Annotated in this window: 20 protein-coding genes and 1 riboswitch; of the genes, 9 read left to right on the top strand and 11 right to left on the bottom strand. The window is 61.9% G+C overall.

Annotation, left to right across the window (positions count from 1 at the left end):
- The first annotated feature begins 10 nt into the window (after nt 1–10).
- The 4 genes from ACFPN2_RS18675 to ACFPN2_RS18660 are packed head-to-tail and all read left to right on the top strand — an operon-like array spanning nt 11 to nt 4,302.
- The gene (locus ACFPN2_RS18675; protein WP_380599191.1) at nt 11–1,192 is read left to right on the top strand and encodes a BamA/TamA family outer membrane protein; all 1,182 of its coding nucleotides are present in this window, start codon (nt 11–13) and stop codon (nt 1,190–1,192) included.
- Entirely contained in the window at nt 1,189–1,836 is a 648-nt protein-coding gene (locus tag ACFPN2_RS18670; protein WP_380599189.1) for a hypothetical protein, read from the top strand. Before ACFPN2_RS18675 ends, ACFPN2_RS18670 begins: the two co-directional genes overlap by 4 nt.
- Nucleotides 1,823–2,935, top strand: a complete 1,113-nt coding sequence (locus ACFPN2_RS18665) for a sensor histidine kinase (RefSeq protein WP_380599187.1) — start codon at nt 1,823–1,825, stop codon at nt 2,933–2,935. The genes ACFPN2_RS18670 and ACFPN2_RS18665 overlap by 14 nt, the downstream gene beginning before the upstream one ends.
- Nucleotides 2,932–4,302 (top strand): sigma-54-dependent transcriptional regulator, encoded by a 1,371-nt coding sequence (locus ACFPN2_RS18660; RefSeq protein WP_380599185.1) that lies wholly within the window; start codon nt 2,932–2,934, stop codon nt 4,300–4,302. Before ACFPN2_RS18665 ends, ACFPN2_RS18660 begins: the two co-directional genes overlap by 4 nt.
- Here ACFPN2_RS18660 and ggt read toward each other — a convergent pair.
- Nucleotides 4,299–6,092: a gamma-glutamyltransferase gene (gene ggt, locus ACFPN2_RS18655; RefSeq protein WP_380599183.1), complete on the bottom strand. Its 1,794-nt coding sequence runs from the start codon at nt 6,090–6,092 to the stop codon at nt 4,299–4,301. The two genes, ACFPN2_RS18660 and ggt, sit on opposite strands and share 4 nt — an antisense overlap.
- Entirely contained in the window at nt 6,089–9,262 is a 3,174-nt protein-coding gene (locus ACFPN2_RS18650; RefSeq protein WP_380599181.1) for a TonB-dependent receptor, read from the bottom strand. The genes ggt and ACFPN2_RS18650 overlap by 4 nt, the downstream gene beginning before the upstream one ends.
- A 179-nt stretch (nt 9,263–9,441) precedes the next feature.
- On the opposite strand from ACFPN2_RS18650, the gene ACFPN2_RS18645 reads away from it, so the two are divergent.
- From ACFPN2_RS18645 to ACFPN2_RS18635, 3 genes are all read left to right on the top strand, one after another.
- Nucleotides 9,442–9,987 carry an RNA polymerase sigma factor gene (locus ACFPN2_RS18645; protein ID WP_380599179.1) on the top strand — a complete coding sequence of 182 codons (546 nt, stop codon included), beginning with the start codon at nt 9,442–9,444 and terminating at the stop codon, nt 9,985–9,987.
- Nucleotides 9,984–10,958, top strand: a complete 975-nt coding sequence (locus tag ACFPN2_RS18640) for a FecR family protein (protein ID WP_380599177.1) — start codon at nt 9,984–9,986, stop codon at nt 10,956–10,958. Before ACFPN2_RS18645 ends, ACFPN2_RS18640 begins: the two co-directional genes overlap by 4 nt.
- A 94-nt stretch (nt 10,959–11,052) precedes the next feature.
- Nucleotides 11,053–13,437, top strand: coding sequence for a golvesin C-terminal-like domain-containing protein (locus ACFPN2_RS18635; protein WP_380599175.1), 2,385 nt, complete (start codon nt 11,053–11,055; stop codon nt 13,435–13,437).
- A 1-nt stretch (nt 13,438) separates the two neighbouring features.
- Here the strand turns inward: ACFPN2_RS18635 and ACFPN2_RS18630 are convergent, their stop codons facing one another.
- The 3 genes from ACFPN2_RS18630 to ACFPN2_RS18620 form a co-directional block, all read right to left on the bottom strand.
- A complete protein-coding gene (locus tag ACFPN2_RS18630) occupies nt 13,439–13,828 on the bottom strand; it encodes an NUDIX domain-containing protein (protein WP_380599173.1) in 390 nt (129 codons plus the stop codon).
- A 63-nt stretch (nt 13,829–13,891) separates the two neighbouring features.
- Nucleotides 13,892–14,341: an SRPBCC family protein gene (locus ACFPN2_RS18625; RefSeq protein ID WP_380599171.1), complete on the bottom strand. Its 450-nt coding sequence runs from the start codon at nt 14,339–14,341 to the stop codon at nt 13,892–13,894.
- 162 nt (nt 14,342–14,503) lie between these two features.
- Nucleotides 14,504–15,127 (bottom strand): class I SAM-dependent DNA methyltransferase, encoded by a 624-nt coding sequence (locus tag ACFPN2_RS18620; RefSeq protein ID WP_380599169.1) that lies wholly within the window; start codon nt 15,125–15,127, stop codon nt 14,504–14,506.
- 128 nt (nt 15,128–15,255) lie between these two features.
- Between ACFPN2_RS18620 and ACFPN2_RS18615 the strand changes: the two genes are divergently transcribed.
- Nucleotides 15,256–15,675: a YybH family protein gene (locus ACFPN2_RS18615; protein ID WP_380599167.1), complete on the top strand. Its 420-nt coding sequence runs from the start codon at nt 15,256–15,258 to the stop codon at nt 15,673–15,675.
- On the opposite strand, the gene ACFPN2_RS18610 is transcribed toward ACFPN2_RS18615, so the two are convergent.
- The 6 genes from ACFPN2_RS18610 to ACFPN2_RS18585 form a co-directional block, all read right to left on the bottom strand.
- On the bottom strand, nt 15,672–16,187 hold the full coding sequence (locus tag ACFPN2_RS18610; protein WP_380599166.1) for a hypothetical protein: 516 nt from the start codon (nt 16,185–16,187) through the stop codon (nt 15,672–15,674). The two genes, ACFPN2_RS18615 and ACFPN2_RS18610, sit on opposite strands and share 4 nt — an antisense overlap.
- A gap of 182 nt (nt 16,188–16,369) precedes the next feature.
- The gene (locus tag ACFPN2_RS18605; protein ID WP_380599164.1) at nt 16,370–16,576 is read right to left on the bottom strand and encodes a hypothetical protein; all 207 of its coding nucleotides are present in this window, start codon (nt 16,574–16,576) and stop codon (nt 16,370–16,372) included.
- Complete coding sequence (locus ACFPN2_RS18600; RefSeq protein WP_380599162.1) at nt 16,573–16,806, bottom strand: addiction module protein; 234 nt, start codon at nt 16,804–16,806, stop codon at nt 16,573–16,575. The genes ACFPN2_RS18605 and ACFPN2_RS18600 overlap by 4 nt, the downstream gene beginning before the upstream one ends.
- Before the next feature lie 149 nt (nt 16,807–16,955).
- Nucleotides 16,956–17,618, bottom strand: a complete 663-nt coding sequence (locus ACFPN2_RS18595; protein WP_380599160.1) for a hypothetical protein — start codon at nt 17,616–17,618, stop codon at nt 16,956–16,958.
- 132 nt (nt 17,619–17,750) lie between these two features.
- Nucleotides 17,751–20,498: a preprotein translocase subunit SecA gene (gene secA, locus ACFPN2_RS18590; RefSeq protein WP_380599158.1), complete on the bottom strand. Its 2,748-nt coding sequence runs from the start codon at nt 20,496–20,498 to the stop codon at nt 17,751–17,753.
- 176 nt (nt 20,499–20,674) lie between these two features.
- The gene (locus tag ACFPN2_RS18585; RefSeq protein ID WP_380599156.1) at nt 20,675–21,595 is read right to left on the bottom strand and encodes a M23 family metallopeptidase; all 921 of its coding nucleotides are present in this window, start codon (nt 21,593–21,595) and stop codon (nt 20,675–20,677) included.
- A 178-nt stretch (nt 21,596–21,773) separates the two neighbouring features.
- A riboswitch (cyclic di-GMP riboswitch) is annotated at nt 21,774–21,877 on the bottom strand.
- 67 nt (nt 21,878–21,944) lie between these two features.
- Here ACFPN2_RS18585 and ACFPN2_RS18580 point away from each other — a divergent pair.
- Nucleotides 21,945–22,259 carry a DciA family protein gene (locus tag ACFPN2_RS18580; RefSeq protein WP_380599154.1) on the top strand — a complete coding sequence of 105 codons (315 nt, stop codon included), beginning with the start codon at nt 21,945–21,947 and terminating at the stop codon, nt 22,257–22,259.
- The last annotated feature ends 72 nt before the right edge of the window (nt 22,260–22,331 follow it).

Here is a 22,331-nt window from a genome sequence, read left to right as displayed (position 1 = left end):
GGAGCTTCACTTGAACAGGCCTGCAATCAAAGCGCTCGCAGCTATCGTGCTGTTCGCACTGCTCACGTCGCTTGCCAGAGCGGCGGACGACCTCGTCGTCGAGGATCTACGCTGCCGGGGAAATGCAGCCACGTCCTGCGAATTCATCCTAGGCCACGTGTATCTAGGGCGCGGCGATCCGCTCGATGAAGTCGAGCTGCGGAACGCGCAACTGAGGTTGTCGACGCTGCGGACATTTCAATCCGTCAGCATCTATCTCGAGAAAGGCTCGGAACGCGGCAAAGCCATCGTCGTCGTCGAAGTCACGGAAGCCGACCCGATCGTCAGCGAATGGCTGCTCGGCGCCTCGCATCGGCTCGGCGCGTTCCGATCCGTCGCCTCCGGCCGGCTGTCGCACCAGAATCTGTTCGGCGCCGGTAAGCTCGCGGACCTGTCGATGATCTCGGTCTCGCCGCTCAACGGCCCGTCCGAGAAGCTGTACTCCGCATCGTTGCGCTACGCCGATCCGCATTTGTTCGGCTCGAAGCGTTACTTCGCCACCGCCGGCGTGCTCTATGTCGACTCGAACGTCGGCACCCGCTATGGCAATTACGGCGAGGCCAACGTGCTGCGCTTCGGCGTGACGCTGGGCCGCCGCCTGTGGGACTTCTCATATCTCATCGTCGGGTACGGCTATCGTCCCCGCGCCGATATCCAGAGCGGCAGCTGGCAGAACGACGGCACGTTCGAGTTCCACGAGGAGCGCAACAAGCACGTGGTCGACGTGTTGTATGGCTGGAACTCGGAGGACGATCTCTACTTCCCGACGCGCGGCTCGAGCTTTCACATCGGCGGCGGCTGGGGCCTGGACGCCGCCGAACGCAACGACGAGTTTCATCTGCAGTTCCGCAAGACCTGGGCCGTCGGCGATGGCTTCGCCTCGTTCAAGCTGGCCGGCGATCCGAGCCCCGAATATCGCGAGACCTTCAGCGAAAGCCAGTTCCTGGCAGCCTCCTATGCGCGCCCGCTCGCCCCGAGCGACAACATCAAGCGGGGCCGCTGGTACGTCGAAACAGGTTACAACGGCGCGGGATTCGACTCCGGCGGCCGGCCGATCCAGGAATTCGGTCTCAAGCTGGGTATTCGGGTCGAGACAGCATCGTTCGGCTTGATCGACCTGTATGTTCTCGGCAGCCGGGATGTGAACCGATGATCGCGCGCTATCTCGCGATTATCGCGGCCTTCCTATACGCAGCGAACGCGTGCGCGGCGGAGCTGACACCCGCCGTTCAGAATGGGCAGCTCGGTCTGACCATCGAAGCACCCGCTTACCCGGACACGCTTCGCAAGGATCTGACGAGCGGTCTCACGAACCGCATCCTGATCCGCGTGACGCTGGCCCGCGGCACTGAGATCGTGAGCACGCGAGCGGTGGAAATCGCCGTCCGCTACGATCTGTGGGACGAGCACTTCAATACCACGGTGACGCTCGATGGCGTGCAAACGGAAGCCCGAATTGTCCCGAACATGGAACAGATGCAGACGTTTCTGCGACGATTGCCGCTGCCGCGACTGTTTGCAAGCAATGGACTCGGGCGTGGGCACGCACTGACCCTCACGGCGGACATCCTGTTGAACCCTGTCGATCGCGAGCGTATGGAAATGATCCGAAAATGGGTGGCGCAAAACAATGTGGGGCCGGGCGACGCGGGTGGCCGCAACGGCGATCTGGCCGTGGCGATCTTCAACAAGATCTTCGAGCAGTACTCGAAAGGCGCCGAGGTGGCCGCGGTCTGGCGCGAGACCTCGGTCTCACGGCCGTTCCGGCTCGAGGAGCTTGCCGATGAAAGCCACTGACGTCCGCGTGCCGTTGTTCCTGACGATTCTGATCATGAGCTCGGCGCCGCTCATCGCCGCGTCTTATCTGCTCGATCGCAGCCTGCGCACGAGCCTGAACCTCGGGTTCAATCCGCAGGTGGTGCAGGTTCTGGACCAAGCATCCGAGAACCTGCGTGCGCTCGGCAAGCTGGACGCGGACAATCGTGACACCTATCGCGCCCAGTTCGAGGAGCTGCAGAGCCTCAGGCACGTTTACGACAACCCTCGGCTGATCCGACGCAGCATCGAAGACTCGATCAAGATCTACTTCGGCGCGGGATTCATCGCTGCCATTCTGCTCGCGGTGGTGGCAGCGAGCTTGTTGAGCAGCCGCATCGCCCGGCGCTACCGGCTCACCTACGAAGAGCTGATCGGCCAGCGCGAAAAGGTTCGCTATCTGCAGGAAATGTCGTCGTGGCAGGAGCTGGCGCGCATGCTGGCACATGAAATCAAGAATCCACTCACGCCGATCGAAGTGCTGGTGAGCTCGTTATCGCGCTCCTATCTGCAGAAAGGAGCCCCTGAGTTCAGGGAACAGCTCGATCAGACTCAGAAGATGATTCGCGAGGAGCTGGACCATCTGAAGAATACGGTGAATCGCTTTGGAGAATTCGCCAGGCTGCCGCGAGTCGAAGCCGTGGAACGAAACGTCACCGACGTTCTTGCAGCTCACATCGAAGCAATGACCGCAACCACGGAAGGCGCGGAAATCAGCTTCCACTCGGATGCGAGGAATGCGCGGGCGCGGGTGGATGTCACTCTCCTGCGTCAGGTGCTGTCGAATATCGTCCGCAATGGCATCGAAGCGAATCCAGGTCGACGAGTCCGCTTCGATATCGCCCTGACCTCGGACGCGAAACAAATCCAGATCTGTGTTGCGAACGACGGCGTTGCGGTGCCCGAGGACCTTGCGCCGCGCATTTTCGACCCTTATGTGTCGAGCAAGACCGGCAACAACAATATGGGATTGGGCCTGGCGATCGTCAAAAAGATCGTCATCGAGCACGGCGGCGATGTTTCTTATCGCGACTCCACGGGCCGTCCCTGCTTCGTCATCTTGCTACCGAATGTCACATGACCGTTGCGCCCTCCAACAAGCCCACCGTACTCGTGCTCGATGACGAGAAAAACATCCGGCGCTCGATCGAGATCGCGCTGGAACCGGAGGGCTATGAAGTGCTGGCGGCGCACGATGCCGCCGCTGCCATGCGCATCCTGCAGGAGCGCATCGTCGATCTGATGCTGATCGACATCCGGCTCGGCGACATCGACGGGCTCACGTTCTACAAGAAGGTGCAGACCGATGGCATCCACACACCGGTGATTTTCATCTCCGGTAACGCCACGCTCACCGAAGCGGCACAGGCCGTGAAACTCGGCGGTTTCGATTTTCTGGAAAAGCCCTTTACCGCGGAGAAGCTGGCAGTCAGCGTCCGTCGATGCCTGGAATACACCGCCTTGCAGAGACGCCTGCGAGCTGTCGAGGCACGCAGCCCGGCGCCGCAGATCGTCGGCGACTCGCCCGCCATCCGCAAGCTCGTGACCGATGCACTGCGCGTCGCGGAGACGAGCGCCAACGTGTTGATCACGGGCGAAAGCGGCACAGGCAAGGAGCTCGTCGCAAACTCCATTCACACTCACAGTGCGCGATGCGCGGCACCGTTCGTGAAGGTCAATTGTTCCGCGATTCCAGAAAGCCTGATCGAAAGCGAGCTGTTCGGACATGAGCGCGGCGCTTTCACCGGCGCGTCCGGCACCAGGCGCGGGTTGTTCGAAGTCGCCCACAGCGGCACCATCTTCCTCGACGAGATCGCAGACCTGGCTCTGCCCGCGCAAGCCAAGATCCTGCGCGTGCTCCAGAGCGGCGAGATCCAGAAAGTGGGCGCCGAGCGCAGTATCAAAGTCGACGTGCGCGTGTTATCGGGAACTCACAAGGATCTGAAGAAAGCCGTCGCCCTCGGCGCCTTCCGTGAAGATCTTTACTACCGGCTGAACGTGGTCCCGCTACGCGTGCCGAGCTTGCGGGAACGAGTCGAAGACATACCGTTGCTCGTGCGCTTCATCGCGCAACGCCTGTGCGAGAAGAACAACCTCAAAGAAAAAGAGATCGACGAGGACGTGCTGTGGGAGCTCAAACGTTATCCGTGGCCGGGCAATGTCCGTGAGCTCCAGAACGTTCTGGAACGCATGCTCATCATGAGCGGTGAGCGTGTCACCGTGGTCAACCTGCCGGAAGAGCTGCTGGCAACTGAGGTTACCGCCACGAACAGCGGCTCGGCGCTACGCGAGTTTCGCGATAGAACCGAGCGCGCGTACATCATCGGCGTGCTTCGCAAGCACAAAGGGAACGTGAGTCAGGCGGCGGTGGAGCTCGGCATCGGTCGGCCATACCTGCACAAGCGAATGGCCGTGCTCGAGATCGGCAAGAAAGATATCTACTCCTAGTTGACCCCAATCGCCGCGGCATCCGGACGCCGAGTATCGGCGCCGCCAAAGAAGCGGCCGTTCGTGCACATGACGGACTGTGTGCTGCCCATGTTGCCCACGGACTTCACTTTGTGGCCGCGTTCCTGCAGCAGCCGCACGACATCCACTGGATGACCGGGCTCGAGCTCCAGCTCACCTGACGTCATGTTCTGAAACACGCGCGGCCGGCCGGTCGCTTCGGCAACGTTCAAACCGTGGTCGACTACGTTGACGATCAACTGCGCCATCGCGGGAATGATCCGCGCCCCGTCCGGCGATCCACTCACCAGGTACGGCCGGTCGCCTTGGAACACGATCACGGGCGTAATCGCGGAAGTTGAGCGCTTGCCGGGCGCCAGTGCATTGGCAGCGCTCGTGTCCAGGCTGTGTGGAATCACTGGCCCGCCGTGGAGGGCGAAGTTATAGATGTGATCGTTGAGCAGAATGCCCGTGCCCGCGACCATGACATGCGCGCCGAACGACGATCCCAGCGTGTATGTGTTGCTGACCGCATTGCCTGCGCTGTCCATGATCGAGTAGTGCGTCGTATCCCGGCTCTCGGACTTCATCGGATCGCCGGCCTTCAGCGTCGCCACGTCACTCGCCTTCGTAAGGTCGATGGTCTGCGCCAATGACTTCGCATAGGTCTTGCTGATCAGTCCGGAAACCGGCACCTGATAGTCCGGGTAACCGCCGAAATACACACCGCGATCCGCAAACACGCGCTTCGACGCCTCGGCGATCACGTGAATGCTCGCCACACTGTTCGAGCCCAGCTCCTTCATCGGAAAGTTTTCGACGATGTTGAGCAACTCCGCGAGCAGCACGCCGGAAGCCGGCGGTGGCATCAGTGCCATTCGATGGCCACGATAGTCGCTCCAGATCGGCTCCTGCTCGCGAAGCTCATAGCGCGCGAGATCGTCCATCGTGATCGCACCACCGTTCGCCTGCATATCCGCGACGATCTTGCGGGCCACGCTGCCGCGATAGAACGCATCGGCACCGCCCTTCGAGATCTCGCGTAGCGACCACGCCAGATCCTTCTGCACGAAGCGTTCGCCGGCGAGATACGACTCGCCATTCGCCTTGTACAAAGCCTTCGCGGCCGCAGGGTCGCGACTCAGGCGATCACGCCGAACATCGAGCGCATAGGCGAAGTCTTCGCTGACGACGATGCCTTTCGCCGCCAACTCGATCGCCGGCTGCATCACGCGCTTCCACGGCAACGTTCCATACTTCTGATGGACGTACCACATCCCGGCGACCGTGCCCGGAATGCCGGCACCGAGGCGGCTGTAACGCTTCTCTTCGTCCACCGTGCCGTCCGGCTTACGCAATTGCTCGACACGAAGACTCGCCGGCGCCTGCGAGTAGTACTCCAACGCAATCGTGCGTTTCTCTGCCGCGAGGTGCAGGAGCATGAACCCGCTGCCACCGAGATTGCCGGCCCTCGGCAACGTCACCGCCAGCGCGAAGCCGACGGCAACGGCGCTGTCGACGGCGTTGCCGCCATCGCGCAGTACCTGAGCACCGATGGCCGATGCCAGGTCGTTCTGCGTGACCACCATGCCTTCGCGACCGATGACAGGATGATCGATGCTGTCGTAACGAATGTTGTACGAAGATCCATCGACAGCCCGCTGGGCCGCCTCGCCCTCGCGAACCGGCGTCGAGCAAACATTCGCCGAAGACGCAATCGCCTCAACCGCGCACAACAGCCCGCACGCCAGCCACGCGCCGCGCAACAGCTTCATCTCGCCCAGGCTCATTCGAACGACTTGGTGAACTGCAGGTACCAGTAGCGACCGCGGTTATCGTGCAAGGTCGCGTAGTATCCAAACGGCTCGTCGGCGAGCGGCGGATCTTCGTTCAGCACGTTGTTGACACCGAGCCGCACCGTCGTCGCGTCCAGCCAGCCCGAGCGCATCGTGTAGCTGCCGGAAACGTTGAAGATCAACCAATCGTCGACCGGATAATCCAGCGCCGTCGAGTCCTTGACCTCGCCGACATAGCGAGCGAACAACGTCGCCCCCACATCGCCACGCTTCCAACTCAAGGTCGCCGACGCACGATTGCGCGGATTGTCATCACGCTCCAGCAACGAGCCGCCCGCCGTCGCCGGCAAACCGGCAGCCAGCAACTCGGAGCTTTCCGTGGACGGCGACACATCGAAGTCCGTCAGTCGCGACCAGTCGAGAAGGGTGTGGAAATCGCCAATCGGCGTGTCGAAGTCGTAGCTCACGCTCACGTCGATACCACGCACCACCCGCGAGTTCAGATTCAAGAACTCGTTGAAGATCCGCACCGGCTGACCTTGGGCATTGCGCTCCAGCGCCGGATCGCTGCTGCCCTGCTCGAGGCGGCGCACGGCATCCAGATTCAAATGATCGATGGCCGAGAACACACCGACGAGCCCCGTCTGCTCGATGCGCCAGAAGTCGACGGTCAAGGTGAGTCGATCGATCGGTTCCAACGCAAAGCCGTAGCTGACGGTCTCGCTGTCCTCGGGCTTCAGCTTGTCGCCGCCGCGACGAATATCTTCGACGTTGTAGCGAAAGGCACCGCACGCGCTCTGGTTCACAGCCGCAATCGACGTGGCACCTTGATTCAGCGCGCACAGATACAGATCGGTGAGATTCTCTTCGACACGGCGAATCTCAGTCGCATTGATCTGCTCCAGATTCGGCGCACGGAAGCCTTCCGCATAACCGGCCCGCAGCTGCAGCCAATCCGTCACTTCCCAGGCAATCGCCACCTTGGGCTTCAACACATCGTCCTCGATATCCGAGAAGCGCTCGTAACGCGCGGCGATCTGGGTGTTGAGCGCCTGCATCAGCGGGATTTCCTGCTCAGGCAGCACCAGCGGCACCTGCCACTCGACGTACGCGGAGGTGACATTGCGCGAACCTTCCGTATCCGGCGTCGGGCTCGTGCCCATCACGTCGCTAGTAACCAGGCCGCTGGTCGACACGAAGTTGATCGTGCCATCGATGCGCGGATCGCGGTCGTCGTCGTAGGTCTCGCGACGCCACTCGAGGCCGGCGGCCAATCCGATATCGCGGCCGAGAAGGGTGAAGGCCTCAGGACTGGAGATCTTCGCATCAGCCAAGGTCAGCGTCGCCGTGCTATCGCGCGTCACGTTGATGCGCAACGGATCGGTCACGCTGGAGGGATTCCACGTCGAATCGCCAACCGCGGGATTCGCAGGATCGCCACCATTGAAGGGGTTGTATGCGGTCGCGGGATCCGAACTGTTCAACGCCGCTTGCAGCGCCGTGTTGCTGACACGGTTGTACTCGACGTCTTCGGTGTTCGCTCGCGAATACAACGCGGCCGTTTCCCAATTCCATCGGCCGATGTCACCGCGCAATCCGCTGAGCACGCGCCACGCGTTCGACTCGACTTCGATGCGTCGATTGCCCGCATCGAACACGCGGATGCCCGCGATCTGCACCACCTGCGCCGGGCCCGTGTAGCCCGCCAGACGGCCGGGACCGGAACCGAACGGGTTGTATGGATTGTTCGCCGCTACAGTCAGCGGCGCCGAAGTGAGATCGGTGGAACCGCCGCGCACCGCCGTCGAATCCGCGCCGTAGTACATCAACTCGCCGAACGCTTCGAGGCCCGAGTCGAACTCGTGCTTCAGTGTGCTCATGATGTTGAAACGATTCGACTCCGGCGTCATGGTCGACATCGAGCCTTCGTCCGTGCGCAACGACGCATCCAACGTCGACGAGCCGCCGTCGATACATGCGTCCGGCGTTCCCGGCACAGCTGCATCCGATCCGCTCAAGCCGCACGGTTGAATATGAAATTGGGTGAACGAAGCGCCGAACCCCGTGACGGGCGTCGCAACGCGGCCGCGCAACCAGGGCGCGATCGTCGAAGCATCGTTGAAGCTCGACGCGTACTGCGACGAGACGAAGCCGCTGCGATTGTTGGTCCCGGCATAATCGCGCTCACTCGCCATCATCTGCGCGCGGTGCATATACGAGCCGAACAAGGTGACGTGACTGCGTCCCTCGTTGAACGAGAAGCCGGACTTCACATCGAAGGACGACTCATCGAAGTCCGTGCCTTCGGAAAATCCATAGCGCGCACCGACCTGCAGTCCTTCGTAGTCGTCATCGAGCACATAGTTGAGCACGCCGGCTGTGGCATCCGCGCCATAGATGGCCGCAGCGCCATCGCGCAACAACTCCAATCGCGACACAGCGGACGGCGCAATCGTGTTGACGTTGACGATCTGCACCGGCACACCATCTTCCTGCTGCGTCGTCGGGTGCATCACCATGCGCCGACCGTTCAGGAGCACGAGTGTATTGCCCGATCCCAAGCCTCGGAGATTTGCTGAAGAGACATCCCCGCGCGCCTGATTCGGCCCTTGTTGCTCGTTGTTGAAATTCTGGCCGCCGGCTTGCGGCATCGAAGCGATCAACTGATCGGCAGTGAGCACGCCGACAGCAGCAATATCTTCGCTGGAACGTATCGTGACAGGCAGAATTCCCGCAGCCACCGGACCCTGAATGTGAGAACCGGTGACGACGATCTCTTCCACCGCCGCGCTCTGCATCTCACTTCGGCTTGCGGACTCCCCCGCCGCCGCGACCTCGGCGCGGGTTATGCGTATGGTTCCATCCTTGTCCTGAACATATTGCAGACCCGAGCCGCGCAACAAACGTTCGATCGCCTCTTCCGGCGTCATTCGTCCCGTCACCGTCGGCGCCGGAAGATTGGCGACCAGATCCGCCGCGGCCACGACCACCAAATCGGATTGTTGAGAGAATGCCAGCAAGGCGCGCGACAACTCTGGCGTGCGAATATCGAAATTGCGCGCGGCTTCGGCGGCAACGCCATTGGCGGCGCCAAGAATCAACGCGGCCACCGCGACGGTCGATGTGAGCTTTGGCAGGAAGGAACGAATACTGCGTCGGATCATGAATGCATGGCGCGCGGTGCACTTAGACCGCTTGTGTAAAGCGCGCCGACTCCCCGTCTTTTGTTGTAACCAAGCATGAGACGTTTGAGTCCGCCAATCGTGCCAACCCTCTCTTGACCGGCACAGGCGGCCCACGTACTTTCGCGCGCAAGCGTCATCGCACTCGGTTAGGACCAGCAGTGGCCGGCGTTTCCCTCGACAGCATCGACGATCCCAATGAAAGCGCACGGCTGAAGCAGCTGTACGAGCGCTATTGGAACGATTTGTGCCGTCACATCCGCGCCACGTTCGGCGCCGGCCCGCCCGATCCGCAAGACGTTGCTCAATCAGCGTTCGCGCGCTATCTGTCCATCGACGATGAACAAGCGGTCGAGAACCCGCGCGCGTTCTTGTATACCACCGCGCGCAACATCGCACTGGACATCACGCGTCATCTCAAGCACGCGAATCGACATTCGCTCAGCGTCTCGCAGGATGAAGGCGCCCACACCGTCGACGAGTTCTCGCCGGAGCGCATCGCGCTGGCGCAGGAACGCGCGGCAGCCCTGTCGAAGGCGATTGAGAATCTGCCGAAGCGGCAACGACAGGCGCTGCTGCTCAACCGCCTGCACGATCTTTCCTACAGCGAGATCGCCGAGCGCATCGGCTCGTCGAAATCCGACGTGCGCCGCCAGATCGTGCGGGCGCTGGAAACCATCGAAGCGGCATTGGAAGCCTACGAATGAGCGGCGACGTCAAAAGAATCAAGGGCGAGTGCCGCGAATGGCTGGCACTGATGCACTCGGGCGACGCCAGCGAAGCCGATCGTGCTCGTTTCGCCGCCTGGCTGCGCGCCGATCCGCGGCATCAGCGGGCTTACGATGGCTTGCATCTGCTGTGGCGGGATATCTCGACGCTGAATCAGCTCAAGGAATTGGAGCCCGTGCCGCCGCGCCCCGCTCGGCGCACAGCGGTGAAAGCAACGCGTCGACTGCTGCCGCTGGCCGCGGCCGCGACGGTTGCCGGTCTCGCGCTCGCCTTGTTCCTCACGCAACCGCAGCCGATCCAACAGCCCGTCACGACCGTCGCGGTCGTGCAAACCCAGGAATATCAAACCCAACTGGGCGAAGTGCGTGCGATCCAACTTTCGGATGGCAGCACCGTCACGCTGGGCGCACGCTCGCGCGTCATCGTGAGCTTCACTGACAGCGAGCGTCGAGTGGAGCTCGAACGCGGCGAAGCGTATTTCGATGTCGCCAAGAATGCGGCTCGACCGTTCTTCGTTGCCGCGCCGGGCACCGCTGTTCGAGTCGTCGGCACACGTTTTGATGTGCGCGTCGGAAACAGCCACGTTCGCGTGGCCGTCGATGAAGGCGTCGTCGCGGTCAACAATCGATCCTCTGCCCTCACGCGCGGGCAACGCATCGACGTGATGCCGGATGGCGCGATGACCGCAGTGACTCAGGTGGACGGCAGCGAAGTGGCCGCGTGGCGCGAAGGTCGTTTGGTTTATGACGGCGCGACACTCGCGGACGTCGTTGCGGATCTGTCGCGCTATCGGCCCAATGTCACGTTGAGCTCCGCGGAGGCCGGCAAGTTGCGAGTCACCGCCGGCTTGCGCGTCGAACAGATCGATCAGTTTGTGGATCGCCTGCCAGATATCCTACCCGTCCGCGTCATTCGCACCGACGACGCCATCACCATCGACGCCGGCTAAGCGATCCGCGCCTCAGCGCGGGTGGCACGTTCGAGCCTTTCGAACGTCGTAGTGGCGAACGCTCCCGTTCGTCGTTACGAAAGGACCCTGTGCCATGGATTCGTACTCGCTCGAGCCTCGCCCGTTCCATTCCCGTTTACATTCTCTGACGCTCGGCATCGCGCTCGCGCTGTATGCCGCCGCTCCTGCTCAATCCTCCTCGATGGCCGTCGCCACCGGCACCAGCACTGTCGATGGCCGCCCCGTGATGTGGAAAAACCGCGATCACTGGAGCACGCCGGACGGTTGGAAAGTGTTTGCTTATTACTACACCGCCGACAACTCCTCGTTCGGCAGCGGCGACACCTACACGTCGCGCTTCAACTATGTGGGCTACACCGCCGAAGGCGAGTCCGGCATCGACACGGTGTCACAACAGCAAGTGCCGTGGTCTGGCGTGAACGATCGCGGCCTGGCGCTCATGCAGGTCGCCGGCCACACCCTCACCTCGGACTTCGCCAGCACTCATGGCTACAGCGTCTCGCAGGATCTGGTGTACGGCATGTCCGGCGGCTATTTGAATCACATCGTGCTGTCCCGCTGCGAACATGTCGATGAAGTCGAACAGCTCCTGCGCGATACCAACAATGGCGGCGGGTTCTTCGGCAGCACCGCGCGCACTACGTCGACGATGATTTCTGTCACCGATCGTTACGGCAACGCCGCCGTATTCGAAATCGACGGCGACAGCTTCACTCGCGACAACATCACCACGACCTACGCGCCCGATGGCAGCGGCAATTACTCAGCCGCGCACAATGACGACAAAGACGCCAGCAATCCTGCGAACGGCGCTTACAACGGCTTCGACTGGCGCAACAACTTCGCCAAGGTGGACTGGACCAAGGCCAACGGCTTTCCGTATTTCATCGACGAGCAAATCACGGCAGTGGTGACCGACCCGGTCACCGGCGAAGACAGCGTGCAGAACTCCGGCTCGACGCCCGACGGCGTGCACGACTGGGAGGACTCGACCAGCGCCGTCATGCGCCACAATCGCGCCGGCATTCGCATGGACGACTCGCCGCTGAAGGACTATCGCTTCTTCATTCACAAGAACGTCGGCTCGGGCGCGCTCGGCACGGTGAACACGATCGAGACGTTGTCGAAGAACATCGGCGAGCTGCCGTATGCGGCAGGCGATAAACCCACCGGCTATCACTTGAATCGTTTCGCGTCGACGTTCGGCGCGGTCACCATCGGTGCGAAAGGCAGCGATCCGTACGATGGCAAGCTCGCGGCCAGCTGGGTGTCGCTGGGTGAACCGACCGTGGGCTTGTTCGTGCCGCTGTTTCCGTACGCGGCCGAGGTGCCGGCGGCTTATGCCGATCTGCACGACGCGATCAACGCCAAGCGCCACCTCGTCTATTCCTACACGAACGATGACGCCGTCGATTACAGCGATGGTCGGAATATCGATCATTCCATCGACACGGTCGCCCTCGCCGGCCGCGATGGTTACTACGGCGAAGGCGGCGTGCAGAAATATACGTTCGCCATCGAGGACTGGGCGTTCGATCAGTTCGACGGCTTCATCGCCAGCTTGCGCGACGGCACTCGCACCACCACGCAACTCCGCAATGACATGCGCGCCTGGCAAGCCAATGTCGGTGGCGCGATGAAGGCGTTCTACGTCGCCGAGGCCTGGCCGAACAGCTACGAGGCCGAGTCCTGGGCCAATACGCTCACCGGCAGCGCGGCGCGGGCGTCGAGCACCAATGGCTCGTGGCAAGGCAAGGTGTCGGGCATCGCACCGAGCAGCGACCTTACTTTTCAGAAGATTCGGGTCGTCGGGCCGGGCACGTATCAACTGAAGATCCATTACGCCGCGACCAGCAACCAGTCGTTGAGCCTGAGCGTGAATGGTGGCACGGCCACGTCGGTGTCGTTCGCATCGACTGGCGGCGCCGATACGTTCAGCTGGCAGACGGTGAATTTGACGTTGAACAGCGGCGACAACAATGTTCGGCTGTTCACGACGTCGATGTCGGCCACGCCGGCCATCGATCGCATCGAGGTGCTGACCAACGACATCGTCATCGACAACACCGACACCGGCTTCACTCTTGCCGGCACAGGTTGGAACACCGCGTCTTCCGCATCGGGCTATTGGGGCCGTCACTATCTTTCTGACGGCACGACGGCTGCCGATGCCAGCACCAAGTACGCGCGCTGGACGCCGAACATTCCGGTCGCGGGCAACTACAAGATCTATATGCGATGGGGCGCCAGCTCCAATCGTCCCGATGCCGCGCCGATTCATGTTCAGTACAACGGCGGCACGGACACGAGCAAGACGGTGAATCAGCAGTCGAGTGGCGGCACCTGGGTCGAGATCGGCACGTATGCGCTCGCGGCGGGCACGAGCAACTATGTGCAGCTGCTGTGCACCGACGCCGGCTTTACGATTGCCGACGCCGTGCGGTTCGAGAAGTTGTAACTCAGGGGCGCGCTTCTCGCAGCGCCGGAATCATCGGACGGTCGGCTTCCAGCAAGCCGACCGTTTCGAGCTCGTCGAGGCTCACCCACTGCAGCGGCTGGCCCTCCACCGAGCGCGCCTCGCCGGTGTACAGCGACACCAGCCACAGATCGAGCAGCACCCGGCGATCCGTATAACCATGCTCATACGCGATTAGCGGCATCGCATCGAGCACTTCAATCCCCAGCTCTTCCCGCAGCTCCCGCTTCAGCCCCGCGAGCGCCTGCTCGTCGGGCTCGAGCTTCCCGCCGGGGAATTCCCAACCGCCCGCCATGTGCTTGCCGGGCGGCCGCTGCGCAATGAGAACGCGACCTTGTTCGTCGAACAAGGCACCGGCGACGACGTGAATCATGATTGTGTCGAGCTCTGCGGAGGAATCGATGGCGGCAAAACTATCACTGTGGGATTCAGCCGCCTATACCGAGGATACACGCTGCTCAATGGTGCGTTTCAAGACGGGCAGCGTTCCGCCCCAATAAAATTGCAGGTGCTTGAAGATCGACTCTGTGGGAAACCCGCTCGCCTGGAACTGGAGCGCCGTCGCCCTGTTCACGGCTGCCAACGTGAATTCCAACATCGTATAACTCCCGGGCACCTCCGGAAGCCGTGAAAGCGAGCTCAGGTGCGTATAAGCGAGACGCTGCATCGGCTCGAATGCCACGACCCGCCCGCGGTTCTTGAACCGCACATGATGAAACCCGCTGATGACAATCTGATGGCCCACCGTCCAGTCGGTTTCGATCTCGAGTGCCATCTCCGGATCGCCCATCCACTCCTTCATCAGCTCGATACGCGTCAAATTCTCCCAAACCACTGAAGCGGGCGCGTCGATGACTATTGCCTGCTCGATCCGGGCGTCGTACATGTTACTCACTCCACCAACGAACAGCGGGCAGGAGGCCTTGTCCCTCCCCCGCCACCACACAGGCGGCCATAAGCGAAGGAAGTCTCTTAGGCATTGAATCCACCCGCGGCGAGGCGGGTGCAACGCTAGAGATCCAACCCATCAGGGTCCAATGTGTATTTGCTATCCCACCGATAGGCACTGCGCGAGCCACACCGTGTGGCCGCCGCATTCCGGGTCTTCGATTGTGTTCGCTATGACACTGAAGCCTTGTGAGCTCAGCAGCTCTCGGTATTCTTGGATTGATAGGCTCGCGTGATACAGGGGCTCGCCGTGAAATTCGCCCATCGCCACGCGATGCTCCGGGCCTGTTGTGAAGAGCAGTGGCGCGCCGTCGTTCGCGTGTTGTTTGAAGATTGGAAACATTGCTCGCTGCGCGTCGTGAGACAGGTGGAAGAAGCTGTCCCAGGCGATGAGTGCGTCAAACGTTTTGTTCAGTGACAAGGCGCGCATGTCGGCGACGATCCATTCGTTGTTCGGAAAACGCGCTCGACATTTTTCGATGAGCGGTGGCGATGAGTCGACGCCTGTTACTTTGTAGCCACGCTCGATTAGATATTTCGCGATGGGTTGTCCGGAGCCGCAGCCGATGTCGAGTATTGAGGCGCCGGGTTGTAGTAGCGCGGTGAAACGATCCATCCACGCTCGCTCGGTGATCAACTCCGCGCGACGGTCGCGATCCCACGCGTCGGCGTGGCGTTGATACAGGCCAATGATGGTCTCTGGATTTTCTTTGTCAGTTGGCATCGCCCGCTATGATGAGGTCCCGCCTGCCGGCAATCCAGAGGCCTGAGGGTTTGCATGCGGCATCTGCCGATGGAACCCGATGTGCAAGGCAGGGCTTACTGACCTTTCAGCGCTTCTAGGGGAAAGCCATGGCCGATCTATCGTTCGAAGAGTTCCTGGAGCAACAACGTCCTCGCGTCGCCACCGCCTTCGTGAATGGCGACCCCGGGCCGCTACGCCAGATTTCCGCAACCACCGATCCCGCCACCTTCTTCGGTCCCAGCGGCCATATCGAGCACGGCTCTTCCCAGGTGCTCGCCGGCAACGAGAAGGCCGCGCGGCAGTTTCAACGCGGCGGGACGACCGAGCTGCAAGTCTTTCACAGCGGCAGGGACGGCGATCTCGGCTACTGGACCGGCCTACAGCACGCGACCGTTCGCCTCGAAGGCAAGTCCGACCCGGTGCCCATGACACTTCGAGTCACTGAAATATTCCGTCGTGAGAACGGCGAGTGGAAACTGATGCATCGTCACGCCGACGCGTTGGCGGAGGACAAGGCGAAGGGCTAATCGCCGGCTCGCTGCTGCGCGGACAACCCGGCGCGCCGGCCTTTTTGGATGAGCGACGAGAGACCGGTGGCGCCGAGCGTCAACGTCAGTCCGATGGCCAATTCCACCACCGTCGAAAACGCGTTTGCCTTCTGCTCGAACGTGAAATCAGGAAGGGCGTTTGCGGGCGCAGCCGCCAGGATCGCCCAGTAGATAACATTGGGAAGCGCACGAGCCAGAACAAAGATACCGACACCGACAAAGACCAGATCGCGCCATTCATCGAACGCGACCGTGCTCGCCTGGACTGGGACATTGCCCGACCGAAGCAACTTCGTGGCCAGCGTCGCAGGAAACAGCCACAACACCACGATGGCGACGAACTGAAGTCCCACGGAGATCACGAATGGCGTCGAGGTGACACCCATATTCTCAACCGTCGTCAGAATGGCTCCTGCCTGCCCAAGAACGCTCAGCAACCAGAAGATGACCAGCAACCGAATCCCAACGATCAATATCTGATGTGGCGTCACGTCTCCCTCCGCTTGTTCTTTAACTACATCTTCCACGTGCCGGTGAGACGTTTCCGCGGAAACGTCGCCCGCCTCGATCTAAGGGCCTGCGCGATCGTGAACGCGAGGCGCCCAGTATCGTGGGCGGCTTCGACGATGGGCGACCGCGACTATTCGAATGACGTCTGCCTCCTGCCGGAATATCAGTGCGTATGGAAAGCGGCGCAGCGGGATGCGCGGCGATGGATTTCGTCGAGCATTTCGCCGAGGTCAGGTAATTCGGTGAGCACGCCGATGACGCGCTCGGCCTCCAACATGAACTCGTGGCCGAGCCCGCGAACATCACTCTCGTAGATCGCCGCAGCATCCATCAGTTCGTCGGCGGCGTCTGGAAAGAACTCGACTTTCATTTTTTGAGGCGCGCACGAGCACGCTCAAAAACTTCCTCGGCGGGAATCGCTTTCACCAGTCCGGCATCGAACTCAGCGCTGCGTCGTTGAATCTCCTCCAGCCAAGCGCGATCGGCGTCCATATCCGCCGGACCGTCGAGCTCTTCTAACAACGCACGCAATAGCCGCTCCTGCGCGGGGCGATCCAGGCTCCGGATTTCCCGCTCAATCTCCGAAATAGCCCTTGCCATAACTCACCAGGGTCCGCTCCAGATGTTCGGAGTGTAACCCCGGCACTTTCAAATCGGTGAGGCTTAAAGCGGGCGACTTTCCCGGGGGCCAACGGTCGCTGCCGCGGAGAAAGCGTGCGCGTTCCCGCGCAACTCTCTCCGCGCAACGACTACTGAGGCTCTTTCACGCGCACCGGCCGATAGTATTCATTCAAACGTTTCCTGACGGCCTGCAGCTTCGTCAGAACCGTAGCCTCTTTGGCCCCCTTGCCACGGGCGAGCGCGAGGATTTCGTCGCCGCTGTCGACCAACCATTTGGGCGGAAGGTCCTTGCTCGGCGAAGAGGTCCGGGCGCTCGGCGAACCCACACCGCGAAGGAACGTGCGGAATCGGTAGGTCGTGCCATCGACGGGTGCGTGACGGGTGAATCTGGCTTCGAGGATGTTGTTCGCCCAGATGTCGTAAACGACTTCGGCGAACTGTTTCCCAACCTCGAGCCGCTGCAGCTCGACCTGTTGAAAGTCCACGGCGGATTTCGGGTTCACCAGCCGCCAGCTGCTCAGCACATACTTGCCATTCTCAAGCTGGAGCTGCCACTCATAGGCCGGCTCAGCAGCGGGATAGCGACCGAACTCCGCGAGGCAACGCATGCAACGCCGGTCGACGCTGCCGGCGCCGTCCGGGATCAGGCGATCGGAGGAGCCGGCGACGGTCTCGTCGCGTTGCTGGGTCACATCGGGCTCGTACGCGGCGGCGACGCCCGAGACCGCGAGGCAAAGAACAATCAGCCCGGAGATATTCATCGAGACCGAGACCCCGCTCTTCTTCGACACGATCGTTTCCCCATCATCGAGAACTCCCTCCCCAGGGTCGACGGCCCCGATCATATCTTTTTGCGCGCAAATAAAAACGCGCCAGGCCTTTCGACCGGGCGCGTTTCGCTCGAACGGCGCTTGGCGAGGGAGTTAGCCCTGGCCCGCCAGCGCTCCATGGCAATGTTTGAACTTCTTCCCGGAGCCGCACGGACACAGCTCGTTGCGGCCGACCTTCTTGGTCTCGCGAACGAACTGCGCGACGGGCTCGCCATCCGCCGCCATCGGCTGCGGCTCTTCGGCCGGGGCCGTCGGCGCAGTGAGCTGCTCGGGAGCGGCGTGCTGGAACTGCATGGCGCGAGCGAGACGAGCCTGACGCTCCTGCTCTTCACGCTCTTCGCGCTCGACGTCGGCCTGCGTGCGCAACTGCATGCGGGAGAGCATCGAGACGGTGTCGTGCTTGATGCGATCGAGCATGGCAGTGAACAGCTCGAAAGCTTCGCGCTTGTATTCCTGCTTGGGATTCTTCTGCGCGTAGCTGCGCAGGTGAATGCCCTGGCGGAGATAGTCCATGGCGGCCAGGTGCTCGCGCCAGTGCGAGTCCAACTGCTGCAGCATGATGGCCTTTTCGATGTGACGGACGACGGGCGCGCCGTACAGCTCCACCTTGGCCTCGTACGCCTGGTCGATGACTTCGTGGACGCGCTTGCGCAGGCCCTCCTCGACCAGGTTCTTGTCTTCTTCCAGCCAGGCCTTGGGATCGATGCTGACCGCGAAATCCTTCTCGACGGCCTGTTTCAAGCCATCGACGTCCCACTGCTCTTCCAGGCTGCCCGGCGAGACGAAACGATCGATCAACGCATTGACCGTTTCGTGGCGGATGCCGGCGATGGCGTCGCCCACTTCCTCGGCGGCCATGAGATCGGTGCGCTGGGCGTAGATGACCTTACGCTGATCGTTGGCGACGTCATCGTACTCGAGCAGGTTCTTACGAGCGTCGAAGTTATGGGCCTCGACCTTGCGCTGAGCGCGCTCGATTTGTTTCGAGAGCATGCGGCTCTCGATCACTTCGCCTTCCTTCATGCCGGCGGTCTGCAGCCAGCGCTTGACGCGCTCGGGATCGCCGAAGATGCGCATCAAGTTGTCTTCGAGAGACAGATAGAACCGGCTCGAGCCCGCGTCGCCTTGACGGCCGGAACGGCCGCGCAGCTGATTGTCGATACGGCGGGACTCGTGACGTTCGGTGCCGACGATGTGCAAGCCGCCGGCGGCCAGCACCGCCTCGTGACGCTGCTTCCACTCCTCGCGCACGCGGGCCTTGGTCGCGTCGTCGACTTCGCCCATGCCCTGCAATTCAACTTCCAGATTGCCGCCGAGCACGATGTCGGTACCGCGGCCGGCCATGTTGGTGGCGATGGTCACGGCGCCGGGACGGCCGGCCTGCGCGACGATCATGGCTTCGCGCTCGTGCTGTTTGGCGTTCAGCACCTGGTGCGGAATGTTTTCTTTTTCCAGCAGCTTCGACAGCAGCTCGGACGTTTCGATGGACGTGGTGCCGACCAGCGCCGGCTGGCCGCGCGACACGCAGTCGCGGATGTCTTCGATGATGGCTTCGAACTTGTCCTTCTGCGTGAGATACACGAAGTCGGGATGGTCCTTGCGGATCATCGGCTTGTTGGTCGGAATGACGACCACTTCCAGGCCGTAGATGGACTGGAACTCGAACGCTTCGGTATCGGCCGTACCGGTCATGCCGGCCAGCTTGGAATACATGCGGAAGTAGTTCTGGAAAGTGATGGACGCGACCGTCTGGTTCTCTTCGCGAACCCGCACGCGCTCCTTCGCTTCGATGGCCTGGTGCAGGCCGTCCGACCAGCGACGGCCCGGCATGGTGCGGCCGGTGAACTCATCGACGATGACCACTTCGCCGTTGCGCACGATGTATTCGACATCTTTGTGATACAGCGAGTGCGCGCGGAGGGCCGCGTTCAAGTGATGCATGATGCGGATGTTGGCCGCGTCGTACAGACTCTCGCCCGGCTGTAACAAGCCGGCTTCGGCGATCAGTTGCTCGGCGTGTTCGTGACCGATATCGGAAAGATGGACCTGGCGCGACTTTTCGTCCGCCCAGTAGTCGCCCTCGCCTTCTTCGCTTTCCTGACGCTTGAGCTTCGGCGCCAGCTCGTTGATGCGCAGATAGAGCTCGGTGCTCTCTTCGGCGGGACCGGAAATGATCAGCGGCGTGCGGGCTTCGTCGATCAGGATGGAGTCGACTTCGTCGACGATGGCGTACGCGAGACCCCGCTGCACGCGGTCCTCGAGACGAAACGCGAGGTTGTCGCGCAGGTAGTCGAAGCCGAATTCGTTGTTGGTGCCGTAGGTGATGTCGCAGGCGTAAGCGGCGCGCTTCTCGTCCGAGCTCTGGCCGCTCTTGATCACGCCGACCGTCAGGCCGAGGAACCGATAGACCCGGCCCATCCAGTCCGCGTCGCGCGAGGCCAGGTATTCGTTGACCGTCACCACGTGCACGCCCTTGGCGGGCAGCGCATTCAGATAGGCGCCCAGGGTGGCCATCAGCGTCTTACCTTCGCCGGTGCGCATTTCGGCGATCTTGCCCTGGTGCAGGACCGTGCCGCCGATCAGCTGCACGTCGAAGTGCCGCATGCCGAGCACCCGGCGCGCCGCCTCGCGGGTGGCCGCGAAGGCCTGGGGCGCAATGTCATCCAGAGTCTTGCCCTGGGCCAGCAACTGGCGGAATTCCGCCGTCTTGGCCTGCAACTGCTCGTCGGACAGCGCCTTGAAGGAAGCCTCCAGGGCATTGGTCTTGTCGACGATCTTGGAATAACCGCTCAAAAGCCGCTGATTGCGACTGCCGAACAGCTGGGTCAGCCAATTCGCCACGCTGAAACTCCGGGGATGGGGCTTATGGGGCCCGCAAAGCCTGTTGGGAAAAGCCCGTTATTGTACACGCGCGCCCGGCGACTCTAATTACGGTCTCGCAAGCCCAATGCAAGGCTGGCCCGGGCCGCCGCTTGGCTGGGGGCGGCTAAAGCGAAAACAAGCTGAACAGGTGCTTTTTACCGACGCACGAATGTCATCGGATCCACGGCACGGCCCTGCTTGAGCACTTCGAAATGCAGGTGCGGGCCGGTGGAGCGGCCGGTCGAGCCGATCAGCGCGATGGGCTGGCCTTTCTGGACGGTGTCGCCGACCTGGACCAGCGCCTTGGAATTGTGGCCGTAGCGGGTCACGTAGCCGTTGCCGTGATTGATCTCGACCGTGCGGCCGTAGCCGAAGCGATCCTTGGAATAAGTGACCACGCCCGAGGCGACCGCCAGGACCTGCGATCCGGCCGGGCCCGCGAAGTCGACGCCCTGGTGGTAGGCATTGCGGCCGGTGAACGGGTCGGCGCGATAGCCGAAATGCGAAGAAATCCAGCCCTGCAGCACCGGCCGGCCGTCCGGCACGACCTGGCGGCTCACATTGCGCGTGGAGATCATGCTTTCCAGCACGCTCAGCTGGCGCTCGCGGTCGCGGATCTGATTGGTCAGGTCGTCGAGCATCACGGTCAGCTCGGGCGCGGCGACGGTGGCGCCTTCCAGCAGCCCTTCGGGACCGCCGACGGCGGGCTCGCTATCGAAATTGAACTCGCCCTTATCGAGATTGGCCATCTCGGTGAGCCGGCGGCCCAGGGCATCGAGGCGGATCACATGCGCATTCATCTGGCCGACCCGGCTGGTCAGCGCATCGAGCCGTTCCTGCAGATCGCGCCGGGCATTGGCGACTTCGAGGCGTTGTTGCTCGAGTTTCGCGCCCCACTCCGTGACCTGCGCGGCCGGGTCGAGCACCAGGCCGCTGCGACCGAGCTGGATGCCCGCGAACAGCACGCCGGCGAGCACTATCGCCACGGACGCAATCGTCACCGTCATCGCCAAGGGGCGGCCAAGCTCGAACTGCCGAGCCTTGCCGAAGCGCTTGGAGAACACGATGACGTTCATTTGATCACTACCTTCTCTCTTTCGCGCCCTAAACGCCCAGCTTCCACTGGCGGCACGACAATACGTTCACACCCGCCTTGAACCAGCGCGCTTCCAGCGACAAGGTTCGCGACGATAGAGCCGATAGGCTCGAGCAGAACTGCGGTGGACGTAGAACCGATATGTTCGAGTTGTACATCCTGGCAACCCCGCTATCGTGGCGCGACCCGCTTCATGCGTGCCTGCTGCCGTAGACCGGTGGCTTTGCGTCCCCGCCTTTCGACGGGTTTGCCCTTAACAGTGGCTGGAATATGCATAACGTAGCGTCAAAAGATCAAGCGTCCAGCGCCCAGATTGGTGCTTTCAGCGTATGACTGATCGTTTCAAACCGCTGAGCGGGACGATTGGCCCGTTATTCGCGCAACTCGAGCAACGCGTCGCGGCGCATGCCGAACTCACGGAGAGGATCCGTTCTGCGCTCGCGGGACCAGAAAAAGATCATGTCGTGTCAGCGAGTTGCCAGGACGACACGTTGGTCGTGCTGGCGGACTCGGCCGCCTGGTGCCCGCAGATTCGTTATGCGCAGGCGCAATTACTGGAACTGTTAAATGGTTCCGGTGAGAACAAGGTCACAAAACTAAAAGTACGAGTTGGAAGGCGTCCGCAAGGGTTATCGCAGGCCTAAAACGCCCGATCAGCGCAACGGATGCCGCTGTTACTAAACAGCCTTCGCAAGCCGCCGAGTTTTCGGCGCAGC

It is taken from the genome of Steroidobacter flavus, assembly GCF_042651805.1.
Lineage (GTDB): Bacteria > Pseudomonadota > Gammaproteobacteria > Steroidobacterales > Steroidobacteraceae > Steroidobacter > Steroidobacter flavus.
The sequence above is the reverse complement of the archived record's forward strand: the minus strand, read 5'-3'. Positions and strand labels throughout refer to the sequence as shown.